This is a genomic window from Nocardia sp. NPDC050697 (assembly GCF_040654395.1).
Lineage (GTDB): Bacteria > Actinomycetota > Actinomycetes > Mycobacteriales > Mycobacteriaceae > Nocardia.
Genome location: NZ_JBFAHY010000001.1, coordinates 16,925 through 36,993, shown reverse-complemented (window position 1 = coordinate 36,993; position 20,069 = coordinate 16,925). Strand labels below are relative to the sequence as shown.

Here is a 20,069-nt window from a genome sequence, read left to right as displayed (position 1 = left end):
GGGTACTCGAAGAGACATGAGACCGATAGAGACCCGGGAAAGGGAGGACACGGCGCCGCCCGCGGTGGGCGGGTCCGGCCACCACACCGGCGGGCACCAGTGGCGGCGCATCCGCGACGTGATCGCGTCGCGGACCGTGGCCGACGGTGCGCGACCGGTCTCCATCGACATCGGGGCACCGCAGGTCGCCGCCGAGACGCAGGGGGTGGTGTGCGGGTTCCGCATCGCGGGGCTCGGCGAGCGCTGGGCCGCGGGCACCGACTCGCTGGCCGCGCTCTACCGCGCGCTGCTCGGCGTCGCCGACGACCTGGCCGCCGCCAATAGCCGCGGCGCCCGCTTCGAGCTGCTCGACCCGGCCGACCTCGCCTTCCCGGCCCCGGCCACCGGCTCCACCCAGCGCCCGGCCGACCCGGAGCACACCCCGCAGTCGCTGGTCGCCGCGCGCACCCTGCACGGCGCGGACGGCCCGTACTCCATCATCATCGGCCGCCCGTACCCGTCCGAGGACGGGCGGTACGCGCTCTGCTGGTTCCACATCAGTGAACATCGCCCCGCCGTCGCCTCCGGGGTGGACGGGATCCAGGCGCTGCTCACCGCGTTCCGGATGATCGCCGGGCTGCGCGACCTGCCCGCGGACTGGCCGGTCAGCCGGCTCGCCTGAGGGCTCTAGTATTCCCCGGTGACCCGCTTCCGCCAGCCCGCCCTCGACCTCGACCTCCCCGACACCTCGGTGCTGCCGCCCCGGCAGCGGCAGATCCTCGCCGCCATCCGGGATTGGGCCGTCGCGCACGGGTATTCGCCCTCCACCAGGCAGATCGGCGACGCGGTCGGGCTGCGCTCCACCTCCACCGTCTCCCGGCACCTGCGCGACCTGGAGGAGCGCGGCTTCCTGCGCCGCGGCCCCGCCGCCACCCGGCCCATCGACGTCCGGCTCTTCCTCGCCACCGACGGCCAGCGCGCCGGCTCCCCCGGCTCCGTGCCGGTGCCGCTGCTCGGCGAGATCGCCGCGGGCACCCCGATCACCGCCGAGGAGCAGCTGGACGAGGTGCTCGACCTGCCGCTCGAGCTGGTCGGGCGCGGGGAGGTCTTCGCGCTCCGGGTGCGCGGCGACTCCATGGTCGAGGCCGCCATCTGCGACGGCGACACCGTGGTGGTGCGGCGCCAGCCGGACGCGCACTCCGGCGAGATCGTGGCCGCGCTACTGGACGGCGAGGCCACCGTGAAGGTGCTGCGCCGCCGCGGCGGCCACGTCTACCTGGAGCCGCGCAACCCCGCCTACCCCGTGCTGGACGGCGACGAGGCGGCGGTGCTCGGCAAGGTCGTCTCGGTGCTGCGCCGGGTCTGAGCCCCTTAAGGCGCGCCGTGAATCCGGCCGCGCGTGCGGCGTTTCCCGCCCGAGTTCGCCGAAACGATTGCCCCGCATCGCAGCTCACGCGAGAATGAGCGGGCCGAGTGCCCCCGTGGCACTCCGGCACGCAGGGGACGCACCGGCCGCGCGCCGAGTTCGATCCCGCGCCGGCGGGCCGGTCGAGAACCACCGGCCGCACCGCGGGCGCGTGCGCCGCGCTCGGCGTGGCCGGATCTCCCGCTCGGGTGCCGCGCGGCCGTATCGAACTCGGCCGCCGTTGCCGAGAGACAGTGGGGAATCATGAGAGTCGATCGAATCGCCGCCACCGCCGTGCTCGCCGCCGCCGCCACCGCGGCCGCCGCCGGGGTGGTGCAGGCCGCGCCCGCCCCGGCCGCCGATCCCGCCGTCGCGGTGCAGGGCAGCGAGCAGGGCATCGCCTTCAGCACCGCGCCCGCCGCCGACGGCAGGCTGGTCACCACCGTGGCCGCCGGCGCCTTCGCCGTCACCGGCGGGGCCGTCACGCTCAGCGACGCGGCGGGCACCGTCGTGGCCGCGCTCCCGCTCACCGTGCAGACCGCGGGCGGCGCGGTCGAGCTGCGGCCGGTGGTCGCCGACGCCGGGCGCACGCTCACCCTCACCCCGGTCTCCGCGACCGGCGAGGTGCGGCCGGTGCAGGACGAGACGACCGCGCGCAAGCAGTACAACGCCGGGGTCGGCGCGATCATCGGGGCCGGGATCGGCGCGGTGATCGGCTTCTTCCTCGGCGGGGTCGGGGCGCTGGTCACGGTGCCGATCGGGGCCGGGATCGGGGCGCTCATCGGGTTCTCCACCCCGTGAGCGAAGTCCCGTCGCTGCCCGCGCGGCGCGCCTGTCCCTCCCGGACGGGCGCGCCGCGCGCGTTGCGGAGCGGGTCTCCCGGCGCGGCGCGGGCGGGGGCGGACCCGTGGTGACGGTGCCCGAGCCCGACCTCGCCGCGCCGGAGGACACCGTTGTGACGGTGCGGATCCCGGCGGCGGTGGAGCGGCTGCCCACCCTGCGCGCGCTTGCGGTCGCGACGGCGGTGGCGGCCGGGTTCGAGGCGCGCGAGTCCGGGGAGGTGCGGGACGCGCTGTACCGGATCGCCGAGGCATTGCTGACCCGCACCGTTCCGGGCAGCGCCGTGGACGGCAGGCTCACCGGCCGCGCCGGAACCGTGCTGGTCCGGCTCCAGGCGGTGACCAGGGCCGGCCCCATCCCGCGGCACGCCGTCGGCGCTGCCACCCCGTCGCTGACGCACAGCGCCGCCGCCTTCCGCGCGGCGTTCGACGGCGCCGCTGGCGGCCACCCGACCGTGGTCGACCTCTGCTGGAGCCGCCCGGAGTGAGACCGGGTGCGCCACGCCGCCGATCCGCGTGCGCGAGGGCCCGCCGGATGTGGCACAGTTGCGCGGCGGCACCGGTGAGCCCATCGGTCCCGCGGGACGAGCGAGGAGGCGAGGCGCATGCTTTCCGGGCAGCGGGAGTCGGCGGGCGACGCCGCACGCGCGGAGGCCGAACGCGTCGCGGCGGGACTCGCGCACTCCGCCACCGACTTCCAGGATCGCACCGGGCCCGCCGTGCTGCTGGTCGAGGACGACCGGGCGGACGCGCTGCTGGTCGAGGAGCTGGTCGCGGACGGCGCGCCCGGCCTCCGGATGACCTGGGTGCGCACCATGGCCGAGGCGGGCGAGCACCTGGAGCGGCACCGCCCGGACTGCGTACTGCTCGACCTGCACCTGCCCGACGCCAGCGGCATGGAGGCGGTGGCCCGGATCCGCGGCTTCACCGACCGGGTCGCCATCGTGGTGCTCACCGGCCTGGACGAGGAGCAGACCGGGCTCGCCGCGGTCGCCGCGGGCGCGCAGGACTACCTGGTCAAGGGCCGGGTGGAGCCGGAGCTGTTCGGCCGCGCGGTGCGCTACGCCATCCAGCGCAAGCAGACCGAGGCCGCCGCCGTCGCGCTGCGCGCGAGCCAGATGCAGGCGCAGGAGAACTCCCGGCTGGAGCGCGGGCTGCTGCCCACCCCGCTGCTGCGCGGCGAGCGGGTCGCCGACATCTACACCCGGTACCGCCCCGGCCGCGCCTACGCGCTGCTCGGCGGCGACTTCTACGACGTGGTGCAGGACGCCGACGGCACCGTGCACGCGCTGATCGGCGATGTCGCCGGGCACGGCCCGGACGAGGCCGCGATCGGCGTCGCGCTCCGGCTGGCCTGGCGCACCCTCGTGCTCAGCGGGATCAGCGGCTCCAGGCAGCTGGAGTTGCTGGAGGAGGTGCTGCTGGCCGAGCGCGCGGGCAACCACACCTTCGCCACCCTGACCACGCTGGTGCTGGATCCGCGCAAGCGGGTGGCGCGGGTGATCCGCGCCGGGCACCCCGGCATGCTGGCCCGCACCGACTCCGGCACCGACTGGGTGGAGGTGGCGGGCGGCCCCGCGCTCGGGCTGCTGCCCGGCCGCGCGGTCTGGCCAAGCCACCAGTACCCCATGAGCGAGGACACCGGGCTGGTGCTCTTCACCGACGGCCTCTACGAGGGCCACATCGGCCCCGGCAACCAGCGGCTCGGCGAGGACGGGCTCTACGAGCTGGTCGCCTCGGTGCCGCGGATCGATCCGAATGTCTTCATCGACGCGCTGATCGCCAAGGTCGAGGCGATGGCCGACGAGCACGGCGGCCTCGCCGACGACGTCGCGGTCATGTACCTGCGCTGGGCGCGGCCGGAAGCCGGCGCATGAGCGGCGCCGCGAACGGCGTCTCCGGCCGGTACACCGTCCAGACCTGGTTCCAGCTGGTGCTCGGGGCCATGGTGCTGATCGTGCTGCTCGGCGGCGCCGCGGGCGCCCAGGTGATCGCCGACACCAACAACAGCACCGACCGGCTGCTCGACCGGGTCCAGCCCGCCGCCGCCGAGGCCTACCTGCTGCAGGGCGCGCTGATCAACCAGGAGACCGGGGTGCGCGGCTTCGCCATCGCCGCCGATCCGCAGTTCCTGCAGCCCTACACCATCGGCAGGCAGGAGGAGGAGCGCGCCGCCGCCCGGATCCGCGCGCTCGTCGGCGACGACCCCGCGCTCATGGCCGGCCTGGACACCGTCGAGCGGCTGGCCGACGAGTGGCGCGCGGCCTACGCGGACCCGGTCACCGATGCCACCAGCCCCGCGGCGGCCAGGGAGGTCGCGGACGCGGGCGTGGAGCGCAGCAAGGACCTCTTCGACCAGCTGCGCGCCGAGTTCACCACGCAGAACGCGGGTTTCGCCGCGGCGCTGGTGCGGGACCGCCAGGACCTCGCCCGGACCAGGGACATCAGGAACGCCGTGCTCGGCGGGGTGGTCGGGATCTTCGTGCTGGCCGCGGTGCTGCTCACGGTGATCGTGCGCCGGCTGGTGGCGGCGCCGCTGGCCGAGCTGGAGCGGGCCTCGCTGCAGGTCGCCGGGGGCGAGTTCGACCACCACATCGAGGCGCGTGGCCCGTCGGATCTGCGGACGGTGGCCGAGGCGGTGGAGGACATGCGGCGCCGGATCGTGGCGGAGTTGCAGTCCTCGCGGGCGCAGGAGGCCAAGCTGGTCGAGCAGGCCGCGGATCTGGACGCGCAGACGGTGGAGCTGCGGCGGTCGAACCAGGAGCTGGAGCAGTTCGCCTACGTGGCCTCGCACGACCTGCAGGAGCCGCTGCGCAAGGTGGCGTCGTTCTGTCAGCTGCTGGAGAAGCGGTACGGCGATCAGCTCGACGACCGGGGCAAGCAGTACATCGACTTCGCCGTCGACGGTGCCAAGCGGATGCAGGTGCTGATCAACGACCTGCTCACCTTCTCCCGGGTCGGCAGGCTCACCGACGCCGCCGAGCCGATCCCGCTGGACGACACCCTGGACAAGGCGCTGACCAACCTGGCCTCCATCGTCGAGGAGACCGGCACCGAGCTGCGGCGGCCGGAGCGGCTGCCGGAGATCGTCGGCGACCGCACGCTGCTCACCATGCTGTGGCAGAACCTGATCGGCAACGCGGTGAAGTTCGCGGCGCCGGGCCGTGCGCCGGTGATCGAGGTGGCGGTCACCGAGGACGGCGCCGAGCACCGGTTCCAGGTGACCGACAACGGCATCGGCATCGCGCCGGAGTTCGCGGAGAAGGTCTTCGTCATCTTCCAGCGGCTGCACAACCGGGAGGAGTACTCGGGCACCGGCATCGGGCTGGCGATCTGCAAGAAGATCGTGGAGTTCCACGGCGGCCGGATCTGGATCGACACCGAGTACACCGGCGGCGCGCGCTTCTGCTTCACTCTTCCACGCACGGCCGACCTCGAATCGTCCATCGGGACCGGGGCCGACGAGACCACCGACACCGAGGAGCCCTCGTGACGAGTTCCGGCCAGCCCATCGACATCCTGCTGGTGGAGGACGACCCCGGCGACGAGCTCATGACCCGGGAAGCCTTCGAGGACAACAAGATCGGCAACAACCTCTACGTCGCGCACGACGGCGAGGAGGCGCTGGAGTTCCTCTACCGGCAGGGGCCGTGGGGGGAGGCGCCGCGGCCGGATCTGATCCTGCTCGATCTGAACCTGCCGAAGTACGACGGGCGGCAGGTGCTGGAGCGGATCAAGTCCGATCCCGATCTGGCGTCGATTCCCGTCGTGGTGCTCACCACCTCCGCGGCGGAGGAGGACATTCTGCGCAGTTACAAACTGCACGCCAATGCCTACGTGACGAAGCCGGTCGATCTGGATCAGTTCGTCGCGGCGATCAAGCAGATCGATGATTTCTTCGTGCAGGTGGTTCGGCTGCCGCGGCAGAGGTAGGGGTTTTTTCCCGGGGCTCCGCCCCGGGTGCCCCGGTAGCCGCACGCGGCGTGCGCCGTGAATGGGGTAGCCGGCTGGCGGGTACCCGCACCGCGTGACAGCACCCGGCGGCCCGGGTGCCGCACTACTGTTCCCCGCGGGGGACGTGCTCGCGCCGGGACTATGGAGCTCCCGGCGCGCGACCCGTCACTCGGACGGGCGAACCTCCTCCGACGCGAGCGCGTCGTCCCTGGTCGCGAAGACCTGGAGCACCCGGTCCAGCCCGGTGATCTCGATCGGCCTGCGCACCGGCTCGGACGCGACCACCCGTAGCGAGCGCTCCGGCGCGGCCTCGGCGGCCACGAGCAGCACGCTGAGCCCGGCGGAGCCGAAGAACCCGACGCCGGACAGATCCACCACCAGTACGGGCGGCTCCGCCCGCAACGCCTCCTCCACCGCCGACTGCAGGTCGGGCGCCGACGCCATGTCGATCTCACCCGCCGCCGTCAGCACGACGGTCGACCCGACCGTCTCGGTACGGACGTCCAACGCCCTGTCCTCAGCGCTCACCGGGCGACCGCTCCGTCAGTGTCCGGGATCATCATCAACAACCTCCGCCAATGTCGAGGCTGCCCACGTGCCCGTGGCTGGACACCGGGTGGCCTTCAGCGGCCAAACTACCCCATCGGCGCGCGCCGATCCGACACACCGACGTGGACGGGCCGTTTCGGTGCCCGCCGCTGTCGCTACCGGCGCGCGGCGGGGATCAGCCTGGCCCGCGGGGTGAGCCCGGCGGCAACCGTACGCACCGCGGCGGCGTGTGCGGCGCTCGCCGCGCGATCCCCCGGCCGCAGCGGCACGTCGAGCAGTTCCCTGGTGCGCGGGTGCAGCAGGGTGCGCAGCGCCGGGCCCGGCAGGGTGCGCGGCCACCAGGCGTCCGGGCGCAGCAGCGCGGGGGTGAGCAGGGCGCTGTCCGGGGTGACCGCGAGCTCGGTGGCGCAGACCCGGTCCAGGTACGCGGTGAAGCCCGCCCAGGTGTCCGGCATGGGCCGCGCGGAGATGCCGTAGCGCAGGTACCAGCGGCGGCAGTCGGCGTAGAGCTCCTCCTTCTCGGCCCCGCGGAGCGGGCGGGCGAAGGTCTCGATGGCGGTGACCAGGGTGTCCACGTAGGTGGCGTGCTGGAAGAAGAACAGCTCGGGGGTGAGGCCGTGGTAGCGGCGGCCCCCGCTGTCCACGCCGTGCACCAGCTCGTGGCCGTAGCGGATGGCCGGGTGCGGATCGCGCGGGGTGTAGGCCAGGTGCACCAGGTGCGAGACCACCCGCTTCTTGTGGTGCCAGAGCGAGCTGGGGGCGTGCGCGACGATGGCGGCGGCCACCGAGGGGTGCAGGATCTGCAGCCCGACCGCGCGCGGCAGCGCCAGCGCGAAGCGGCGGTCGCCGAGGTAGCGGCCGAGCAGTGAATCGGCATCGGGGGCGATGCCGCGGAGCCGGGACGGGTCGATGCGGCACCTCCGACTAGATGAGACAGATTGCCTCTCACTCTATCAGCGGATGATCGGCGGAAACCCGCGTGCGCGCGCCGTATCCGGCCCGATAAATTCGATAGCGATTCGAACGATTCCGAGGAGCGCTGCCGTGTCCACCGACGCCCCCGTGTCCACGACCCCGGCGGGCGGGGTCGGGTTCCGCTCCGAGCGCGGGCCGATCCTGGCCGCCATGATGCTGGCCTCCGGGCTGATCGCGCTGGACTCCACCATCCTGGCCACCGCGGTGCCCGCGATCACCGCGAGCGTCGGCGGCTTCGACCGCTTCCCCTGGCTGTTCTCGGTGTACCTGCTCGCGCAGGCGGTGACGGTGCCGCTCTACGGCAAGCTGGCCGACGCGGTGGGGCGCAGGCCGGTGCTGCTCGGCGGGATCGCGATCTTCGCGCTCGGCTCACTGCTCTGCGGGCTGGCCACCGGGATGACCTGGCTCATCGTCTTCCGCGCGGTGCAGGGGATCGGCGCGGGCGCCATCATGCCGATGACCATGACCATGGCGAGCGATCTCTACACGCTGCGCGAGCGGGCCACCGTGCAGGGGTACATGGCCAGCGTGTGGGCCGCCTCCTCGGTGCTCGGGCCGCTGCTCGGCGGGCTCTTCGCCGACTACCTGGACTGGCGCTGGATCTTCCTGGTGAACCTGCCGCTCTCCGCGGTCGCCGCGTGGATGCTGGTGCGGCACTTCCACGAACGGCGAACCCGCGAGCGCGGCCCGATCGACGTGCTCGGCGCGGCGCTGCTCACCCTCGGCGCGGGCGCGCTCATCCTCGGGCTGCTGGAGGGCGGCACCAGCTGGGCCTGGAGCTCCCCGGCCGGGCTCGGTGTCTTCGCCGGGGGCGGGCTGGCGCTGCTGCTCTTCGTGCCGGCGGAGCGGCGGGCGCGGGATCCGATCCTGCCGCTCGGGCTCTTCACCCGGCGTCCGGTGCTGGCCGCCGCCGCGGTCTCGCTGCTGGTGGGGGCGGTGCTGCTGGGCGTGACGTCGTTCGTGCCGACCTTCGCCCAGGGTGTGCTCGGGGCGAGCGCGCTGGCCGCCGGGCTCACCGTCGGGGTGCTGACCCTGGGGTGGCCGGTCACGGCGTCCCAGGCGGGGCGGTTCTACCTGCGCATCGGCTTCCGCCGGACCGCGCTGCTGGGCAGCCTGCTCTGCACCGCGGGCGCCGGGTCGACGCTGCTGATCTCGGCGGCGTCGCCGCTGTGGCAGGTGGCGCTCTCCTGCTTCCTGATCGGCGCCGGGCTCGGCATGGTCTCCACGCCGACGCTCATCGCGGCGCAGTCGCACGCGCCGTGGGGTGAGCGCGGGGTGGTGACCTCGACCGTCATGTTCACCCGCTCGATCGGCAGCGCGGTCGGCGTCGCGATCTTCGGCGCGCTGGTGAATGCCAGGGTCGGCGACATCGACCCGCCGCGCCCCGCCGACCTCGCGGCGGGAACGCACCTGGTGTTCATCGCCGTCGTGGTGGCGGCGGTGGCGATGATCGCGGCCTGCGCGCTGGTGGTGGAGCCGCCCCCGGAGGGAACGCCGCGCGGCGCGGCGGAGAGCTAGCGCAGGACGCGGTGGCCGGCGACGGCGACGCCGGCGGTGAGGGCGGCGGCCAACCCCATGGGCACGGCGAGGTGCAGGCGGAGCAGGACGGCGCCGGTCATGGCGCCGAGGAAGATGGCGGCGATGGCGCCGAGGCGGCGATTCCAGACCGCCGCCGCGCCGCCGCGCACCAGCGACTCACCGGCCAGCGCGGTAAGCGTGGAGGTGACGACGACGGTGGTCATCTCGCGCACCGCGAGGGCCCGCGCCACCATGGCCTGCTGCCCCATCACCGCCGCGGTCGCCGCCGCCACCGGCACCTGCACGGCGGGGGTGTCGAGCGCGCTCACCAGCACCAGCGCGACGGTGAGCGCGGCCAGGATCGCCGCGCCGGTGCCGAGCAGCGCGGTGATCCGCGAGTTCCACCGCTCCGGCGGCTCGCGCAGCGCGAACCCGGCGGCGAAGGCGCCCGCGCCGAAGGCCACCAGCGCGACCAGCGGGCCGAGCACCGGGAGCCCGTCGGCCCCGGCCAGCCCCAGGGCGAGGATGACGATATTGCCGGTCATATTGCCGGTGAAGACGCGGTCCAGGCCGAGGTAGCCGACGGCGTCGACGACGCCGGTCACGAAGGTGAGGACCGCGGTGAGGGCGAGTGCCGTGTCCGGGAGGTGCGGTCGGGTCACGGTGTCCTCTCTCGCGGTTCGGTCGGCGCGGAGGATCGTCGCACGGAGCCGAAGATGCGGGCCGCGAGGGTTCGCGCCGCGTGAACCGGGCCACGCGGCGCGGAGCATCAGCCCTCCGCGCCGACAGTGTGGCCCGCGCGGGTAGGGGCGCGACTCGCGCGCGGTTCAGCCCGCGACCGGCTCCCGGTCGACCGGGTCGTACCCCCCGATCCCGGAGCGCAGTTCGCGCCAGCGGAAGCGCCCGCCCGCATCGGTGGCCAGCGCGGGCGTCGGCCCACCGGCACCGTCGCGCAACCCGTCGAGCAGCTCGCGCAGCGCCTCGACCGCGGTGTACCGCGGCCGCCAGCGCAGCTCGGCGGCGGCCCGCCCGCTGTCCAGCACCGGCAGCCGGAGGAAGGCGGCGAAGAGCTCGGGGGCGGCGGGGGCGAGCCGGAGCCCCCAGGCCGCGGCGACGGCACCGTGGAAGACCCGGTCCGGCACGGTGATCGGCCTGGCGCCGAAGACCCGGGCGAGCCGGGCGCGGTCCAGCACCGGCTCGGCGGCCAGGTTGAACGGCCCGCCCACCTCGCGGGTGAGCGCGGCGCGCGCGGCGGCGGCGACATCGGTGGCGTGCACCGCCTGCATGGTGAGGCCGGCGGGCAGCGGCAGCAGCGGAACGGCCCCGGTGCGCAGCAACCGGTTCGGGAAGAACGGCCCGAGGAAGAGCCTGCGCTGCTCGGCGGCGGCCGCCCGCTGGAACACGAAGGCTGGGCGCAGCCGGACGATCCGGCAGCCGGGGTGCTCCCACTCGAAGGTGTCGAGCAGCCGCTCCACGTACGCCTTCTCCCTGGTGTAGGCGGCGGTCGGCCTGCCGTCGGTGGGCCAGCTCTCGGCCACCGGGCGCAGGTCGGCGCGGGGCGAGTAGGCGCCGACCGAGGAGGTGTAGATCAGCGTGGGCACCGCGGCGGCGGCGACCGCGCGCAGCACCCGCTCGGTGCCGGTGACATTGCCGCGCCAGGTGTCCAGCGGGGCGTGCATGGGCTGCATCATCCAGGCCAGGTGCACCACGGCGTCCGCGCCCGCGCAGATCGGGGCCAGGTCGTCGGTGCGGATGTCGGCGCGCACCCACTCCACGCCGGGCGTGGGCTCGGCCGGGATCCGCCGGGCCACCGCCCTGATCTTGTCGACGGCGGGATCCGCGAGCAGTGCGGCGAGCACCGCGGTGCCCACATTGCCCGACGCGCCGAACACCACGGTTCGCATTCCGTCCTCCTCGGTCGGTTCTCCTGCCCCCGCCCTACCCCCGCCACCACGCCGCACACCGGCGGTTTCCGCGGCGCGCCTGCCCACCAGGGCGGGAACCTCCGCGCGGGCCTCGGGGCGTAGCGTAGTAAGGCAACCCTTATTGCCGATATCGGAGGTAGCCCCGTGGCTCGACCCCGCACCACCCTCACCGTGTTGCGCACCGAACAGCTCACCCCGCACCTGATCCGGGTGCACTTCGGCGGCCCCGGCTTCGCGGCGTTCCGCCCCGGCGAGCACAGCGACTCCTACATCAAGCTGCTCTTCCCGCAGGAGGACGGCACCGAGGTGCAGCGCACGTACACGGTGCGCAGCGTCGACGTCGAGGCGGGCACGCTGGCCGCCGACTTCGTCTACCACGGCGCCGAGGGCATCGCCGGGCCGTGGGCCGCCTCGGTCCAGCCGGGCACCACCATCGACGTCTTCGGCCCCGGCGGCGCCTACTCGCCGCGCGCGGACGCGGACTGGCACCTGCTCGCCGGGGACGAGGCGGCGCTGCCCGCCATCGCGGCCGGGCTGGAGGCCATGCCCGCGGACGCCGTCGGACTGGCGTTCGTCGAGGTGGCGGGGCCGGAGGAGGAGCTGGGGCTGGAGAAGCCGGACGGCATCGAGCTCACCTGGCTGCATCGCGGGGCCCGGCCGCCGGGCGAGCTGCTCGCCGAGGCGGTGCGCGAGGCCAAGTGGCGGGACGGGCAGGTGCAGGTCTTCGTGCACGGCGAGGCGCAGGCCGTGATGCACGAGATCCGGCGCTACGTGCGCCGGGAACGGAATGTGCCCGCCGAGTGGGCGGCCTCGATCTCCGGGTACTGGCGCCGGGGGCGGACCGAGGAGGGGTTCCGGCAGTGGAAGTCGGAGCTCAAGAAGTCCGAGGAGGCCACCGCCTGACCGCCCGGCGCGTCGCGGCCGAATCGTGCCGGATTCCCGGCGGCTGGCGCCCGCGGCGGTAGCGTCGAGCCCATGAGCGCCCTCGATGTCGCGATCATCGGCTACGGCCTGGCCGGGTCGGTCTTCCACGCCCCGCTCATCGCGGCCGACCCCCGGCTCCGCGTCGGCACCGTGGTGACGGGGTCGGCCGAGCGGGCCGAGCAGGCCCGCCGCGAGCACCCCGGCGTCCGCGTCCTCCCCGACCCCGGCGCGCTCTTCGCCGACCCGGCGGGTACCGCCCTCGTGGTCGTCGCCTCCCCCAACCGCACGCACGCCCCGCTGGCCGGGCGGGCGCTCGACGCGGGCCTCCCGGTGGTGGTGGACAAGCCGTTCACGGTGACCGTCGCCGAGGCCGAGGAGCTCGTCACCCGCGCGGACGCGGGCGGGCTGCTGCTCACCGTGTTCCAGAACCGGCGCTGGGACGGCGATTTCCGCACGGCCCGCCGCCTGGTCGAGGAGGGCGTGCTGGGGCGGGTGCACCGGTTCGAGAGCCGCTTCGAACGCTGGCGCCCGACGCCGAAGGGCGGCTGGCGCGAGGTCGGCGGCCCGGCCGACGCGGCTGGCATCCTCTACGATCTCGGCCCGCACCTGGTCGACCAGGCGCTCGTCCTGAACGGCCCGGTCACCGCGGTGTACTGCGAGCTGGACCGGCTGCGGCCGGGCATCAGCACCGACGACGACGCCTTCGTCGCCCTGCACCACGCCTCCGGAGCCCGCTCCCACCTCTGGGCCAGCGCCCTGGCCCCGCGGTTCGGCCCCCGCTTCCGCATTCTCGGCGACCGCGCCGGATACCAGGTCGACGGCCTCGACCCGCAGGAGGCGGCGCTCCGCGACGGCCGCCGCCCGGACGACGGAAAGCCCTGGGGCACGGTCGATTCCGCACACTGGGGTACCGTCGGCGCGGAGCCCGACGCCGAGCCGGTGCCCACCCTCCCCGGCGACTACCCGGCCTTCTACACCGGTGTGGCCGCCGCGCTGCTGGACGGCGCGCCCGCCCCCGTCGACCCCCGCGACGCCGTCACCGGCCTGCGCATCCTGGCGGCCGCCCGCCGCTCCGCCGAATCCGGCGCGGTCGAGCGGCTGTAGCGCGCCAACCCGCTTGCCGGGCACCGCGATCGGGCCCGGCCCGGTAGGGTGCGGCGGTGGACTCCGCCGAGTTGATCGACCGGGGCAGGTCGCTCGCCGACAACCTGACCTCGACCCAGCTGCCGCCGCCGTGGTGGCTGGTGCTCGTCACCGGCGCGGTGGCCTTCGCCCTGGTGGCCTACACGCCGGTCTGGCGGGTCACCCGCGCCGCGGTGACCATCGCGCACGAGGGCGGGCACGCCGGGGTCGCGCTGCTCTCCGGCCGCAGGCTGAGCGCCATCACGCTGCACTCCGACACCTCGGGGCTCACGGTCTCCAGCGGCAAGCCGTACGGCATCGGCATGATCCTCACCGCGTTCGCCGGGTATCCGGCGCCGCCGCTGGTGGGGCTGGGTTTCGCGGCGCTGCTCGGCGCCGATCGGATCACCCTGGTGCTGTGGACGACGATCGTGCTGCTCGCGGCCATGCTGATCAAGATCCGCAACCTGTACGGCGCGCTCACGGTGTTCGTCGCCGGCGGTGCGGTGTTCGCCGTCTCCTGGTTCGGCAGCGACCTGCTGCAGGCCGGGTTCGCCTACCTGACCACCTGGTTCCTGCTGATCGCCGGGATCAGGCCGGTGGTCGAGCTGCAGCGCACCCGCAGCCGGGACGGCTCCCGGGATTCCGACGCCGACCAGCTGGCCCGGCTGACCCGGCTGCCCGCCGTCCTCTGGGTGCTGATCTTCGCCGCCGTCGCCATGTTCGCCCTGCTCATCGGGGGGCGCATGCTGCTCGCCGATGCCACCGGGGTGTGCGTGCCGTACCTCTCCGACGCCCGCTGCCCCGGCCCCGAGGTCACCGCTCCGTAGCCGCGCCGGGGTTTGCGCCCGCCCGCTCGCGGCACGCCTACCGCGAAGGCACGACCCGGCTCACGGAAGGAGCGAACCCACCATGACCGCGAACCTCGACGGCGTGCGGGCCCTGATCATCACCTCGCAGACCGGGGTGGAGCACGACGAACTCCACGACCCCAAGCAGTGGCTGCTCGGCAAGAACGCCACCGTCGTGCACGCCGCACCGGAAGCCGGCGACGTGCAGACCTTCCGGCACGACACCGAGAAGGACGAGGTCGCCACCGCCGACACCGCGCTGGCCGACGTCTCCGCCGCCGACTTCGACATCCTGGTCGTCCCCGGCGGCACGGTGAACGCCGACAAGCTGCGCACCGAGCCGAAGGCGGTCGAGCTGGCCACCGCCTTCGCGCACGCGGGCAAGCCCATCGCGGCCATCTGCCACGGCCCGTGGCTGCTGGTCGAGGCCGGGCTGGTGCGCGGCAAGACGCTCACCTCCTACCCCTCGCTGCGCACCGATATCGGCAATGCCGGCGGCGCCTGGGTGGACGAGGCGGTGGTGCGCTCCACCGACGACGGCTGGACGCTGATCACCTCCCGCAACCCGGGCGACCTGCCCGACTTCGAGACCGCCATCGGCTCCCAGCTGGCCGCCGCGGGCTGACCCGGGGCACCGGCGCGGCCCGGATCATCTGCCACGAGGGCGCGGACGGAATGACCAGCGGTCACGCCGAGCTGAGCGCCTTCGTCCAGCGCTGGTTCGGCAGCCCCGCCCTCACCCCGGCGGAAGGCTCCTGACCGCCGATTCCAGCAGCGCGGCGAGCTCGTCCGGCGGGCCCGAGGCGGGAATCGTCCAGCCGGGCTCGTCCGGGCGCAGCGGCTCCAGCGCCGCCAGCTGGCTGTCCAGCAGGCTCGCGGGCATGAAGTGGCCGCGCCGGGCGGCGAGCCTGCGCGCCAGCTCCGCGCGCGCGACGTCGAGGTGCGCGAACAGCACCCCGGACACCAGCTCGCGCAGCCGATCCCGGTAGCGCAGCGCCAGCGCCGAGCAGCTCAGCACCCCGCCGGTGGCGGCCAGCCGGGCGCCCGCAGCGGCCAGCCACGGCCACCGGTCGGCGTCGGTGAGCGGGATCCCGGCGCGCATCTTGGCCAGGTTGGCGGCCGGGTGCAGGTCGTCGCCCTCGAGGAACGGCACCCCGAGCCGGGCCGCGAGCAGCGCGCCGACGGTGCTCTTCCCGCTGCCGGAGACCCCCATGAGCACCAGCGGCGGGATCAGGGCGTGCGCCACTGCTCGTCGGTGAGCCGCTCGCTCGCCTGCGGCCCCATGAGCAGCATGCCGCCGTCCACCACGTAGGAGGCGCCGGTGACGTACCCGGCGGCGGGCGTGGTGAGGAAGGCGACCACCGCCGCCACCTCCTCCGCGTGCCCCGGCCTGCCCAGCGGGTAGCCGGGGCGCGGCCGCGCGCGGGGGTCGGTGTCCTCCTGCCCGGTCATCGGCGTCGCGATCTCCCCCGGCGCGACCGAGTTCACCGTGATGCCGTGCTCGGCCAGCTCCAGCGCGAGCACCTTGGTGAGCGCGCCGAGCCCGGCCTTGGCCGCGCAGTACGGCGCCGCGCCGACCCGCGGGGCGTGTTCGTGCACGCTGGTGATGTTGACGATGCGGCCGCCGCGCCCGCCCGCGATCATCCGGGCCGCGGCGCGCTGCGCACAGAGGAAGGCGCCGTCCAGGTCGACGCTCAGCACCGAGCGCCAGGTGTCGAAGTCCAGCTCCATGACCGTCGTCGCGCTGCCGGTGCCGGAGCAGTTCACCAGGACGTCGAGGCCGCCGAGTTCGTCGGCGAGCTCGTCCACCGCGTCGGCGGCGGCGGGTAGCTCGGTGAGGTCCAGGTGCCGGACGGCGGCGGTGACGCCGTGCTCGCGGGCCGCAGCGGCGGTCTCCTCGGCGCCCGCCCGGTCCTCGTGGTACGTGACGCCGACGTCGACACCGCCGCCGGCCAGCGCCAGCGCGATGGCGCGGCCGATCCCGGAGTCCGATCCGGTCACCACGGCGCGGCGCGGCGCCCCGGTCCGTTCCTGTGCCAGCGGTGCGATGGTTGCCATGCGCGGCGGCTACCCGGCCGCGCGCCCGCCACACACCCCCGCCACCTGCGGCAGGATGGTCGGCATGGAACTGCGTATCTTCACCGAACCGCAGCAGGGCGCCGACTACGACACCCTGCTGACCGTCGCGCGCACCGCCGAGGCTCTGGGGTACGACGCGTTCTTCCGCTCCGACCACTACCTGGCCATGGGCGGCGCCGACGGGCTGCCCGGCCCCACCGATGCCTGGATCACGCTGGCCGGGCTGGCCCGCGACACCTCCCGCATCCGGCTCGGCACCCTGGTCACCGCCGCCACCTTCCGGCTGCCGGGCCCGCTCGCCATCCAGGTGGCGCAGGTGGACCGGATGTCCGGCGGGCGGGTCGAATTCGGGCTCGGCTCCGGCTGGTACGCCGATGAGCACACCGCCTACGGCATCCCCTTCCCGGACCGGCGGCTGGCCCGGCTGGAGGAGCAGCTGGCCATCGTCACCGGGCTGTGGTCGACCAAGCCGGGCGACACCTTCGACTACAGCGGCGAGTTCTACACGCTCACGGACTCCCCCGCGCTGCCCAAGCCGGTGCAGGACCCGATCCCGGTGCTGGTCGGCGGTGCGGGCCCGGCCCGGACCCCGCGGCTGGCCGCCCGGTACGCCAGCGAGTTCAATATGCCGTTCGCCTCGATCGAGGACTCCGCCGCGCAGTTCGACCGGGTGCGCACCGCGGTCGCCGAGCACGGCCGCCGGGACGATCTGGTCTACTCCAACGCCCTGATCGCCTGTGTCGGCGGCGATGACGCGGAGGTCGCTCGCCGGGCCGCCGCCATCGGCCGCGAGGTGGACGAGCTCAAGCGGAACGGCCTCGCGGGGTCGCCCGCCGAGGTCGTCGACAAGCTCGGCCGCTACGTCGAGATCGGCACCAGCCGGGTCTACCTGCAGATCCTCGATCTCCAGGACCTCGACCACCTGGCGCTCGTCGCCGAGCAGGTGCTGCCGCACCTGTGATCCCCGCCTCGAATGCCAACAATTTGCCGGGATAACCCGATTCGATCCGCTACCCACGGGTAAGCCACCGGATGTCAGCAGTGATCCCGAGTTTCGGAGGACATCGTGGCCGAGAACACCAGTGGACCCCGCGAGGGCATCAAGGGCGTTGTCGAGGACGTGAAGGGCAAGGTCAAGGAGGCCGCCGGAATCGTCACCGGGAGCGATCGCCTGGAGGGCGAGGGGCGGGCCCAGCAGGACAAGGCCGAGTCCCAGCGTGAGGTCGCCCAGAAGGAGGCCGAGGCCGAGAAGGCCCGTGCCGAGGCGAATCTGGACGAGGCGCGGCAGCGCGGATACCAGAACTGAGTCGTGTCGGCGGCCCGAGAGGGCGCGGGTGGGCTGTCCGGACGGGCAGCCCACCTTCCGTCGGTTCGGGCAGGGAACCGGCGCGGCAGCACATCCACCACGAGATCGAACGCGAGGTTTTCCCGATGACGCGCGAGACCACCGCGGCCCGCTCCGGCCCGGCCGCGGGTTCGACCGACAGCTACGAGAATATCGAACCCTGGTTCGAGAAGCTGGCCGCGCTCGCGCCGGGCGACCCGAACCGGGAGCCCCTGCGCCGCGAGATCATCGGCCGCTGTCTCCCGCTGGCGACGCACATCGCGCGCAAGTTCTCCGGGCGCGGCGAGTCCTTCGACGACCTGCTGCAGATCGCCCGGCTCGGGCTGGTGCTCGCGGTGGACCGCTTCGACGTCGAGCGCGGCTCGTCCTTCCTCTCCTTCGCGGTACCGACCGTGATGGGTGAGGTCCGCAGGCACTTCCGGGACCACACCTGGTCGCTGCGGGTGCCGCGGCGGCTCAAGGAGGTGCAGCTGCGGATCGGCCCCGCGGTGGAGGCGCTCTCGCACTCCCTCGGCCGGATGCCGACCGCCCGCGAGATCGCGGCCGACCTGGAGCTCGACCTCGCCGAGGTGACCCAGGCCATGGTGGCGGGCAATGCCTACCAGACCAACTCCATCGACGCCGCGAGCACCGACGACGGCGAGAACACCCCGCTCGCGCTGCGCGACACCCTCGGCTCCGTCGAGCCCTCGTACCAGCTGCTGGAGGACGCCATCGCGGTGCGCCCGCTGCTGGCGGCGCTGCCGGAGCGCGAGCGCGAGGTGCTGGTCCTGCGGTTCTTCGAGAACAAGACGCAGACCCAGATCGCCGCGCACCTCGGCGTCTCGCAGATGCAGGTGTCGCGGATCCTGACCAAGACGCTCGCCACGCTGCGCGCGCAGGCGCTCGGCGACGAGGCGGCCGGCCGTGTCGCCTGAGCCGGCCGGCGAGCAGCCGGAGGTCCCCGAGTCCGAGCGCACCGCGGCGCTGGCCGAGCGGGTCGCCGCGGAGAGCGCCCGCACCGGGCGCACCGTCGCGGTCGCCGAATCGCTGACCGCGGGGCGGATCGCCGCCGCGCTCGGCGCCGCCCCCGACTCCGGCACCTGGTTCCGCGGCGGCGTCGTCGCGTACGCCGCCGAGGTCAAGCGCACGGTGCTCGGTGTGCCGGATGTTCCGGTGGTGACCGCGACCGCCGCCGGGACCATGGCCACCGGCGTGCGCGGGCTGCTCGGCGCCGATGTCGGGGTCGCGGTGACCGGGGTCGGCGGGCCGGGCGCGCAGGACGGCGAGCCCGCCGGGTCGGTGTGGTTCGGGGTGGCGATCGGCGGCGACACCGCGACCTGCCACCACGTCTTCGACGGCGATCCGGTCGAGGTGCTGGAGCAGACCGTCACCCGCGCGCTGGAGTTGCTGCGCGACGCGGTGGCGACGGGGCACGCGGAGCTCGGCGACCCGATGTCCGAATAATCCGGATAGTGGACGGTATGCGCCTTCGCCGCCCCGCCCGCGCCCTGATCGCCGCCTGTGTCGCTGCCGCGGCCGTCGCCTGCGGCGCGGCCGATCCGGACGACTTCCCGCCGCCGCCCAGCGGCTTCGGCACCGGCCCGCTCGCGACCCCGGCCGCGCCGAGCAGTCCGGGCGGCACCCCGGACCTGGAGACACCGGCCGAGGTGGGCACCGGGCTCGACGTGCCGTGGGGGATCGCCTTCCGGCCTGACGGCACCGCCTTCGTCGCCGAGCGGGACACCGGCCGCATCCTCCGGATCGCGCCCGGCGGCGGCCCCGCCGAACCCGTCTACCAGGTCCCCGGCGTGGTGGCGCGCGGCGAGGGCGGGCTGCTCGGCCTCGCCGTCTCCCCCGCCGACCCGGAGCTGCTGTACGCCTACTTCACCGCGGAGTCCGACAACCGCATCGTGCGGTTCCGGCTCGGCGCGCAGCCGCAGGTGGTGTTCCAGGGGCTGGCCAGGGCCGGGAACCACAATGGCGGGCGGATCGCCTTCGGCCCGGACGGCCTGCTCTACGTCGGCACCGGCGATGCCGGGGAGCCGCGCCGCGCCCCCGACCCCGCCGACCCGAGCGGCAAGATCCTGCGGCTCACCCCGGACGGGCAGCCCGCGCCGGGCAATCCGGAGCCCGGCTCGCCGGTCTACAGCCGCGGGCACCGCAATGTACAGGGGCTGGCCTGGGATTCTCGCGGCAGGCTCTTCGCGGCCGAGTTCGGGCAGAATCGGCTGGACGAGATCAACCTGATCGAGCCGGGCCGCGACTACGGCTGGCCGGCGGTGGAGGGCACGGGCGGCGCCGCTCGCGGCTACGCCGACCCGCTGGTCACCTGGGGTACCGACGAGGCGTCGCCCTCCGGCATCGCCATCGCGGGCGACACGCTCTACGTCGCGGCGCTGCGCGGGGAGCGGCTGTGGACGGTGCCGATCGAGCCCGCCGCGCTCGGCACGCCGCGCGCGGTGCTCGACGGCCGCTACGGCCGCTTGCGCACCGTCGCCGTCGCACCGGACGGGGCGCTCTGGCTGAGCACCTCGAACACCGACGGCCGCGGCGACCTCCGGGACGGCGACGACCGGATCGTGCGCTTTCCCGCGCGCTGATCCGGCCGCCGGAGGTCTCGGG

At 74.4% G+C, this 20,069-nt stretch carries 23 protein-coding genes; 17 read left to right on the top strand and 6 right to left on the bottom strand.

The genetic code is table 11. The annotated features are described in order from the left end of the window. Positions 1 to 16 precede the first annotated feature (16 nt). From AB0H71_RS00205 to AB0H71_RS00175, 7 genes are all read left to right on the top strand, one after another. A complete protein-coding gene (locus tag AB0H71_RS00205) occupies positions 17 to 661 on the top strand; it encodes a hypothetical protein (protein ID WP_357013100.1) in 645 nt (214 codons plus the stop codon). Between the two features lie 18 nt (positions 662 to 679). Continuing rightward, on the top strand, positions 680 to 1,345 hold the full coding sequence (lexA, locus tag AB0H71_RS00200; protein ID WP_357013098.1) for a transcriptional repressor LexA: 666 nt from the start codon (positions 680 to 682) through the stop codon (positions 1,343 to 1,345). Between the two features lie 303 nt (positions 1,346 to 1,648). Then, complete coding sequence (locus AB0H71_RS00195) at positions 1,649 to 2,185, top strand: hypothetical protein (RefSeq protein WP_357013095.1); 537 nt, start codon at positions 1,649 to 1,651, stop codon at positions 2,183 to 2,185. Between the two features lie 109 nt (positions 2,186 to 2,294). Then, positions 2,295 to 2,711: an anti-sigma factor gene (locus AB0H71_RS00190; protein ID WP_357013093.1), complete on the top strand. Its 417-nt coding sequence runs from the start codon at positions 2,295 to 2,297 to the stop codon at positions 2,709 to 2,711. Positions 2,712 to 2,828: 117 nt separating this feature from the next. After that, positions 2,829 to 4,100, top strand: a complete 1,272-nt coding sequence (locus tag AB0H71_RS00185; RefSeq protein ID WP_357013091.1) for a fused response regulator/phosphatase — start codon at positions 2,829 to 2,831, stop codon at positions 4,098 to 4,100. Continuing rightward, on the top strand, positions 4,097 to 5,716 hold the full coding sequence (locus tag AB0H71_RS00180; RefSeq protein WP_357013089.1) for an ATP-binding protein: 1,620 nt from the start codon (positions 4,097 to 4,099) through the stop codon (positions 5,714 to 5,716). The genes AB0H71_RS00185 and AB0H71_RS00180 overlap by 4 nt, the downstream gene beginning before the upstream one ends. Next, positions 5,713 to 6,156 carry a response regulator gene (locus AB0H71_RS00175; RefSeq protein ID WP_357013086.1) on the top strand — a complete coding sequence of 148 codons (444 nt, stop codon included), beginning with the start codon at positions 5,713 to 5,715 and terminating at the stop codon, positions 6,154 to 6,156. Before AB0H71_RS00180 ends, AB0H71_RS00175 begins: the two co-directional genes overlap by 4 nt. Before the next feature lie 186 nt (positions 6,157 to 6,342). Here the strand turns inward: AB0H71_RS00175 and AB0H71_RS00170 are convergent, their stop codons facing one another. Beyond that, on the bottom strand, positions 6,343 to 6,684 hold the full coding sequence (locus AB0H71_RS00170) for an STAS domain-containing protein (protein ID WP_357013084.1): 342 nt from the start codon (positions 6,682 to 6,684) through the stop codon (positions 6,343 to 6,345). A 197-nt stretch (positions 6,685 to 6,881) separates the two neighbouring features. Continuing rightward, positions 6,882 to 7,592 carry an oxygenase MpaB family protein gene (locus AB0H71_RS00165; protein WP_357016060.1) on the bottom strand — a complete coding sequence of 237 codons (711 nt, stop codon included), beginning with the start codon at positions 7,590 to 7,592 and terminating at the stop codon, positions 6,882 to 6,884. 178 nt (positions 7,593 to 7,770) lie between these two features. On the opposite strand from AB0H71_RS00165, the gene AB0H71_RS00160 reads away from it, so the two are divergent. Beyond that, on the top strand, positions 7,771 to 9,219 hold the full coding sequence (locus AB0H71_RS00160) for an MDR family MFS transporter (protein WP_357013082.1): 1,449 nt from the start codon (positions 7,771 to 7,773) through the stop codon (positions 9,217 to 9,219). Here AB0H71_RS00160 and AB0H71_RS00155 read toward each other — a convergent pair. After that, positions 9,216 to 9,881, bottom strand: a complete 666-nt coding sequence (locus AB0H71_RS00155; protein ID WP_357013080.1) for a YoaK family protein — start codon at positions 9,879 to 9,881, stop codon at positions 9,216 to 9,218. The genes AB0H71_RS00160 and AB0H71_RS00155 overlap by 4 nt on opposite strands. 165 nt (positions 9,882 to 10,046) lie before the next feature. Then, the gene (locus tag AB0H71_RS00150; protein WP_357013079.1) at positions 10,047 to 11,123 is read right to left on the bottom strand and encodes an NAD-dependent epimerase/dehydratase family protein; all 1,077 of its coding nucleotides are present in this window, start codon (positions 11,121 to 11,123) and stop codon (positions 10,047 to 10,049) included. Positions 11,124 to 11,288: 165 nt separating this feature from the next. Between AB0H71_RS00150 and AB0H71_RS00145 the strand changes: the two genes are divergently transcribed. The 4 genes from AB0H71_RS00145 (at position 11,289) to AB0H71_RS00130 (ending at position 14,666) form a co-directional block, all read left to right on the top strand. Then, positions 11,289 to 12,047 (top strand): siderophore-interacting protein, encoded by a 759-nt coding sequence (locus AB0H71_RS00145; protein WP_357013078.1) that lies wholly within the window; start codon positions 11,289 to 11,291, stop codon positions 12,045 to 12,047. Between the two features lie 72 nt (positions 12,048 to 12,119). Then, positions 12,120 to 13,172: a Gfo/Idh/MocA family oxidoreductase gene (locus AB0H71_RS00140; RefSeq protein WP_357013077.1), complete on the top strand. Its 1,053-nt coding sequence runs from the start codon at positions 12,120 to 12,122 to the stop codon at positions 13,170 to 13,172. Positions 13,173 to 13,228: 56 nt separating this feature from the next. Further along, a complete protein-coding gene (locus AB0H71_RS00135; protein ID WP_357013075.1) occupies positions 13,229 to 14,020 on the top strand; it encodes a M50 family metallopeptidase in 792 nt (263 codons plus the stop codon). A gap of 82 nt (positions 14,021 to 14,102) precedes the next feature. Then, a complete protein-coding gene (locus AB0H71_RS00130; protein WP_357013074.1) occupies positions 14,103 to 14,666 on the top strand; it encodes a type 1 glutamine amidotransferase domain-containing protein in 564 nt (187 codons plus the stop codon). Positions 14,667 to 14,777: 111 nt separating this feature from the next. Here AB0H71_RS00130 and AB0H71_RS00125 read toward each other — a convergent pair whose 3' ends face one another. Then, the gene (locus AB0H71_RS00125; protein WP_357016057.1) at positions 14,778 to 15,254 is read right to left on the bottom strand and encodes a gluconokinase; all 477 of its coding nucleotides are present in this window, start codon (positions 15,252 to 15,254) and stop codon (positions 14,778 to 14,780) included. 17 nt (positions 15,255 to 15,271) lie between these two features. Next, positions 15,272 to 16,099, bottom strand: a complete 828-nt coding sequence (locus AB0H71_RS00120; protein ID WP_357013073.1) for an SDR family oxidoreductase — start codon at positions 16,097 to 16,099, stop codon at positions 15,272 to 15,274. Positions 16,100 to 16,163: 64 nt separating this feature from the next. Here AB0H71_RS00120 and AB0H71_RS00115 point away from each other — a divergent pair, with 64 nt between their 5' ends. From AB0H71_RS00115 to AB0H71_RS00095, 5 genes are all read left to right on the top strand, one after another. After that, the gene (locus tag AB0H71_RS00115) at positions 16,164 to 17,081 is read left to right on the top strand and encodes an LLM class F420-dependent oxidoreductase (RefSeq protein ID WP_357013072.1); all 918 of its coding nucleotides are present in this window, start codon (positions 16,164 to 16,166) and stop codon (positions 17,079 to 17,081) included. Positions 17,082 to 17,186: 105 nt separating this feature from the next. Beyond that, positions 17,187 to 17,426 (top strand): CsbD family protein, encoded by a 240-nt coding sequence (locus AB0H71_RS00110; RefSeq protein WP_357013071.1) that lies wholly within the window; start codon positions 17,187 to 17,189, stop codon positions 17,424 to 17,426. A 125-nt stretch (positions 17,427 to 17,551) separates the two neighbouring features. Next, complete coding sequence (locus AB0H71_RS00105; RefSeq protein WP_357013070.1) at positions 17,552 to 18,382, top strand: SigB/SigF/SigG family RNA polymerase sigma factor; 831 nt, start codon at positions 17,552 to 17,554, stop codon at positions 18,380 to 18,382. Then, positions 18,372 to 18,911, top strand: a complete 540-nt coding sequence (locus tag AB0H71_RS00100) for a CinA family protein (RefSeq protein ID WP_357013069.1) — start codon at positions 18,372 to 18,374, stop codon at positions 18,909 to 18,911. The genes AB0H71_RS00105 and AB0H71_RS00100 overlap by 11 nt, the downstream gene beginning before the upstream one ends. A 17-nt stretch (positions 18,912 to 18,928) precedes the next feature. Then, complete coding sequence (locus AB0H71_RS00095; RefSeq protein WP_357013068.1) at positions 18,929 to 20,047, top strand: PQQ-dependent sugar dehydrogenase; 1,119 nt, start codon at positions 18,929 to 18,931, stop codon at positions 20,045 to 20,047. The last annotated feature ends 22 nt before the right edge of the window (positions 20,048 to 20,069 follow it).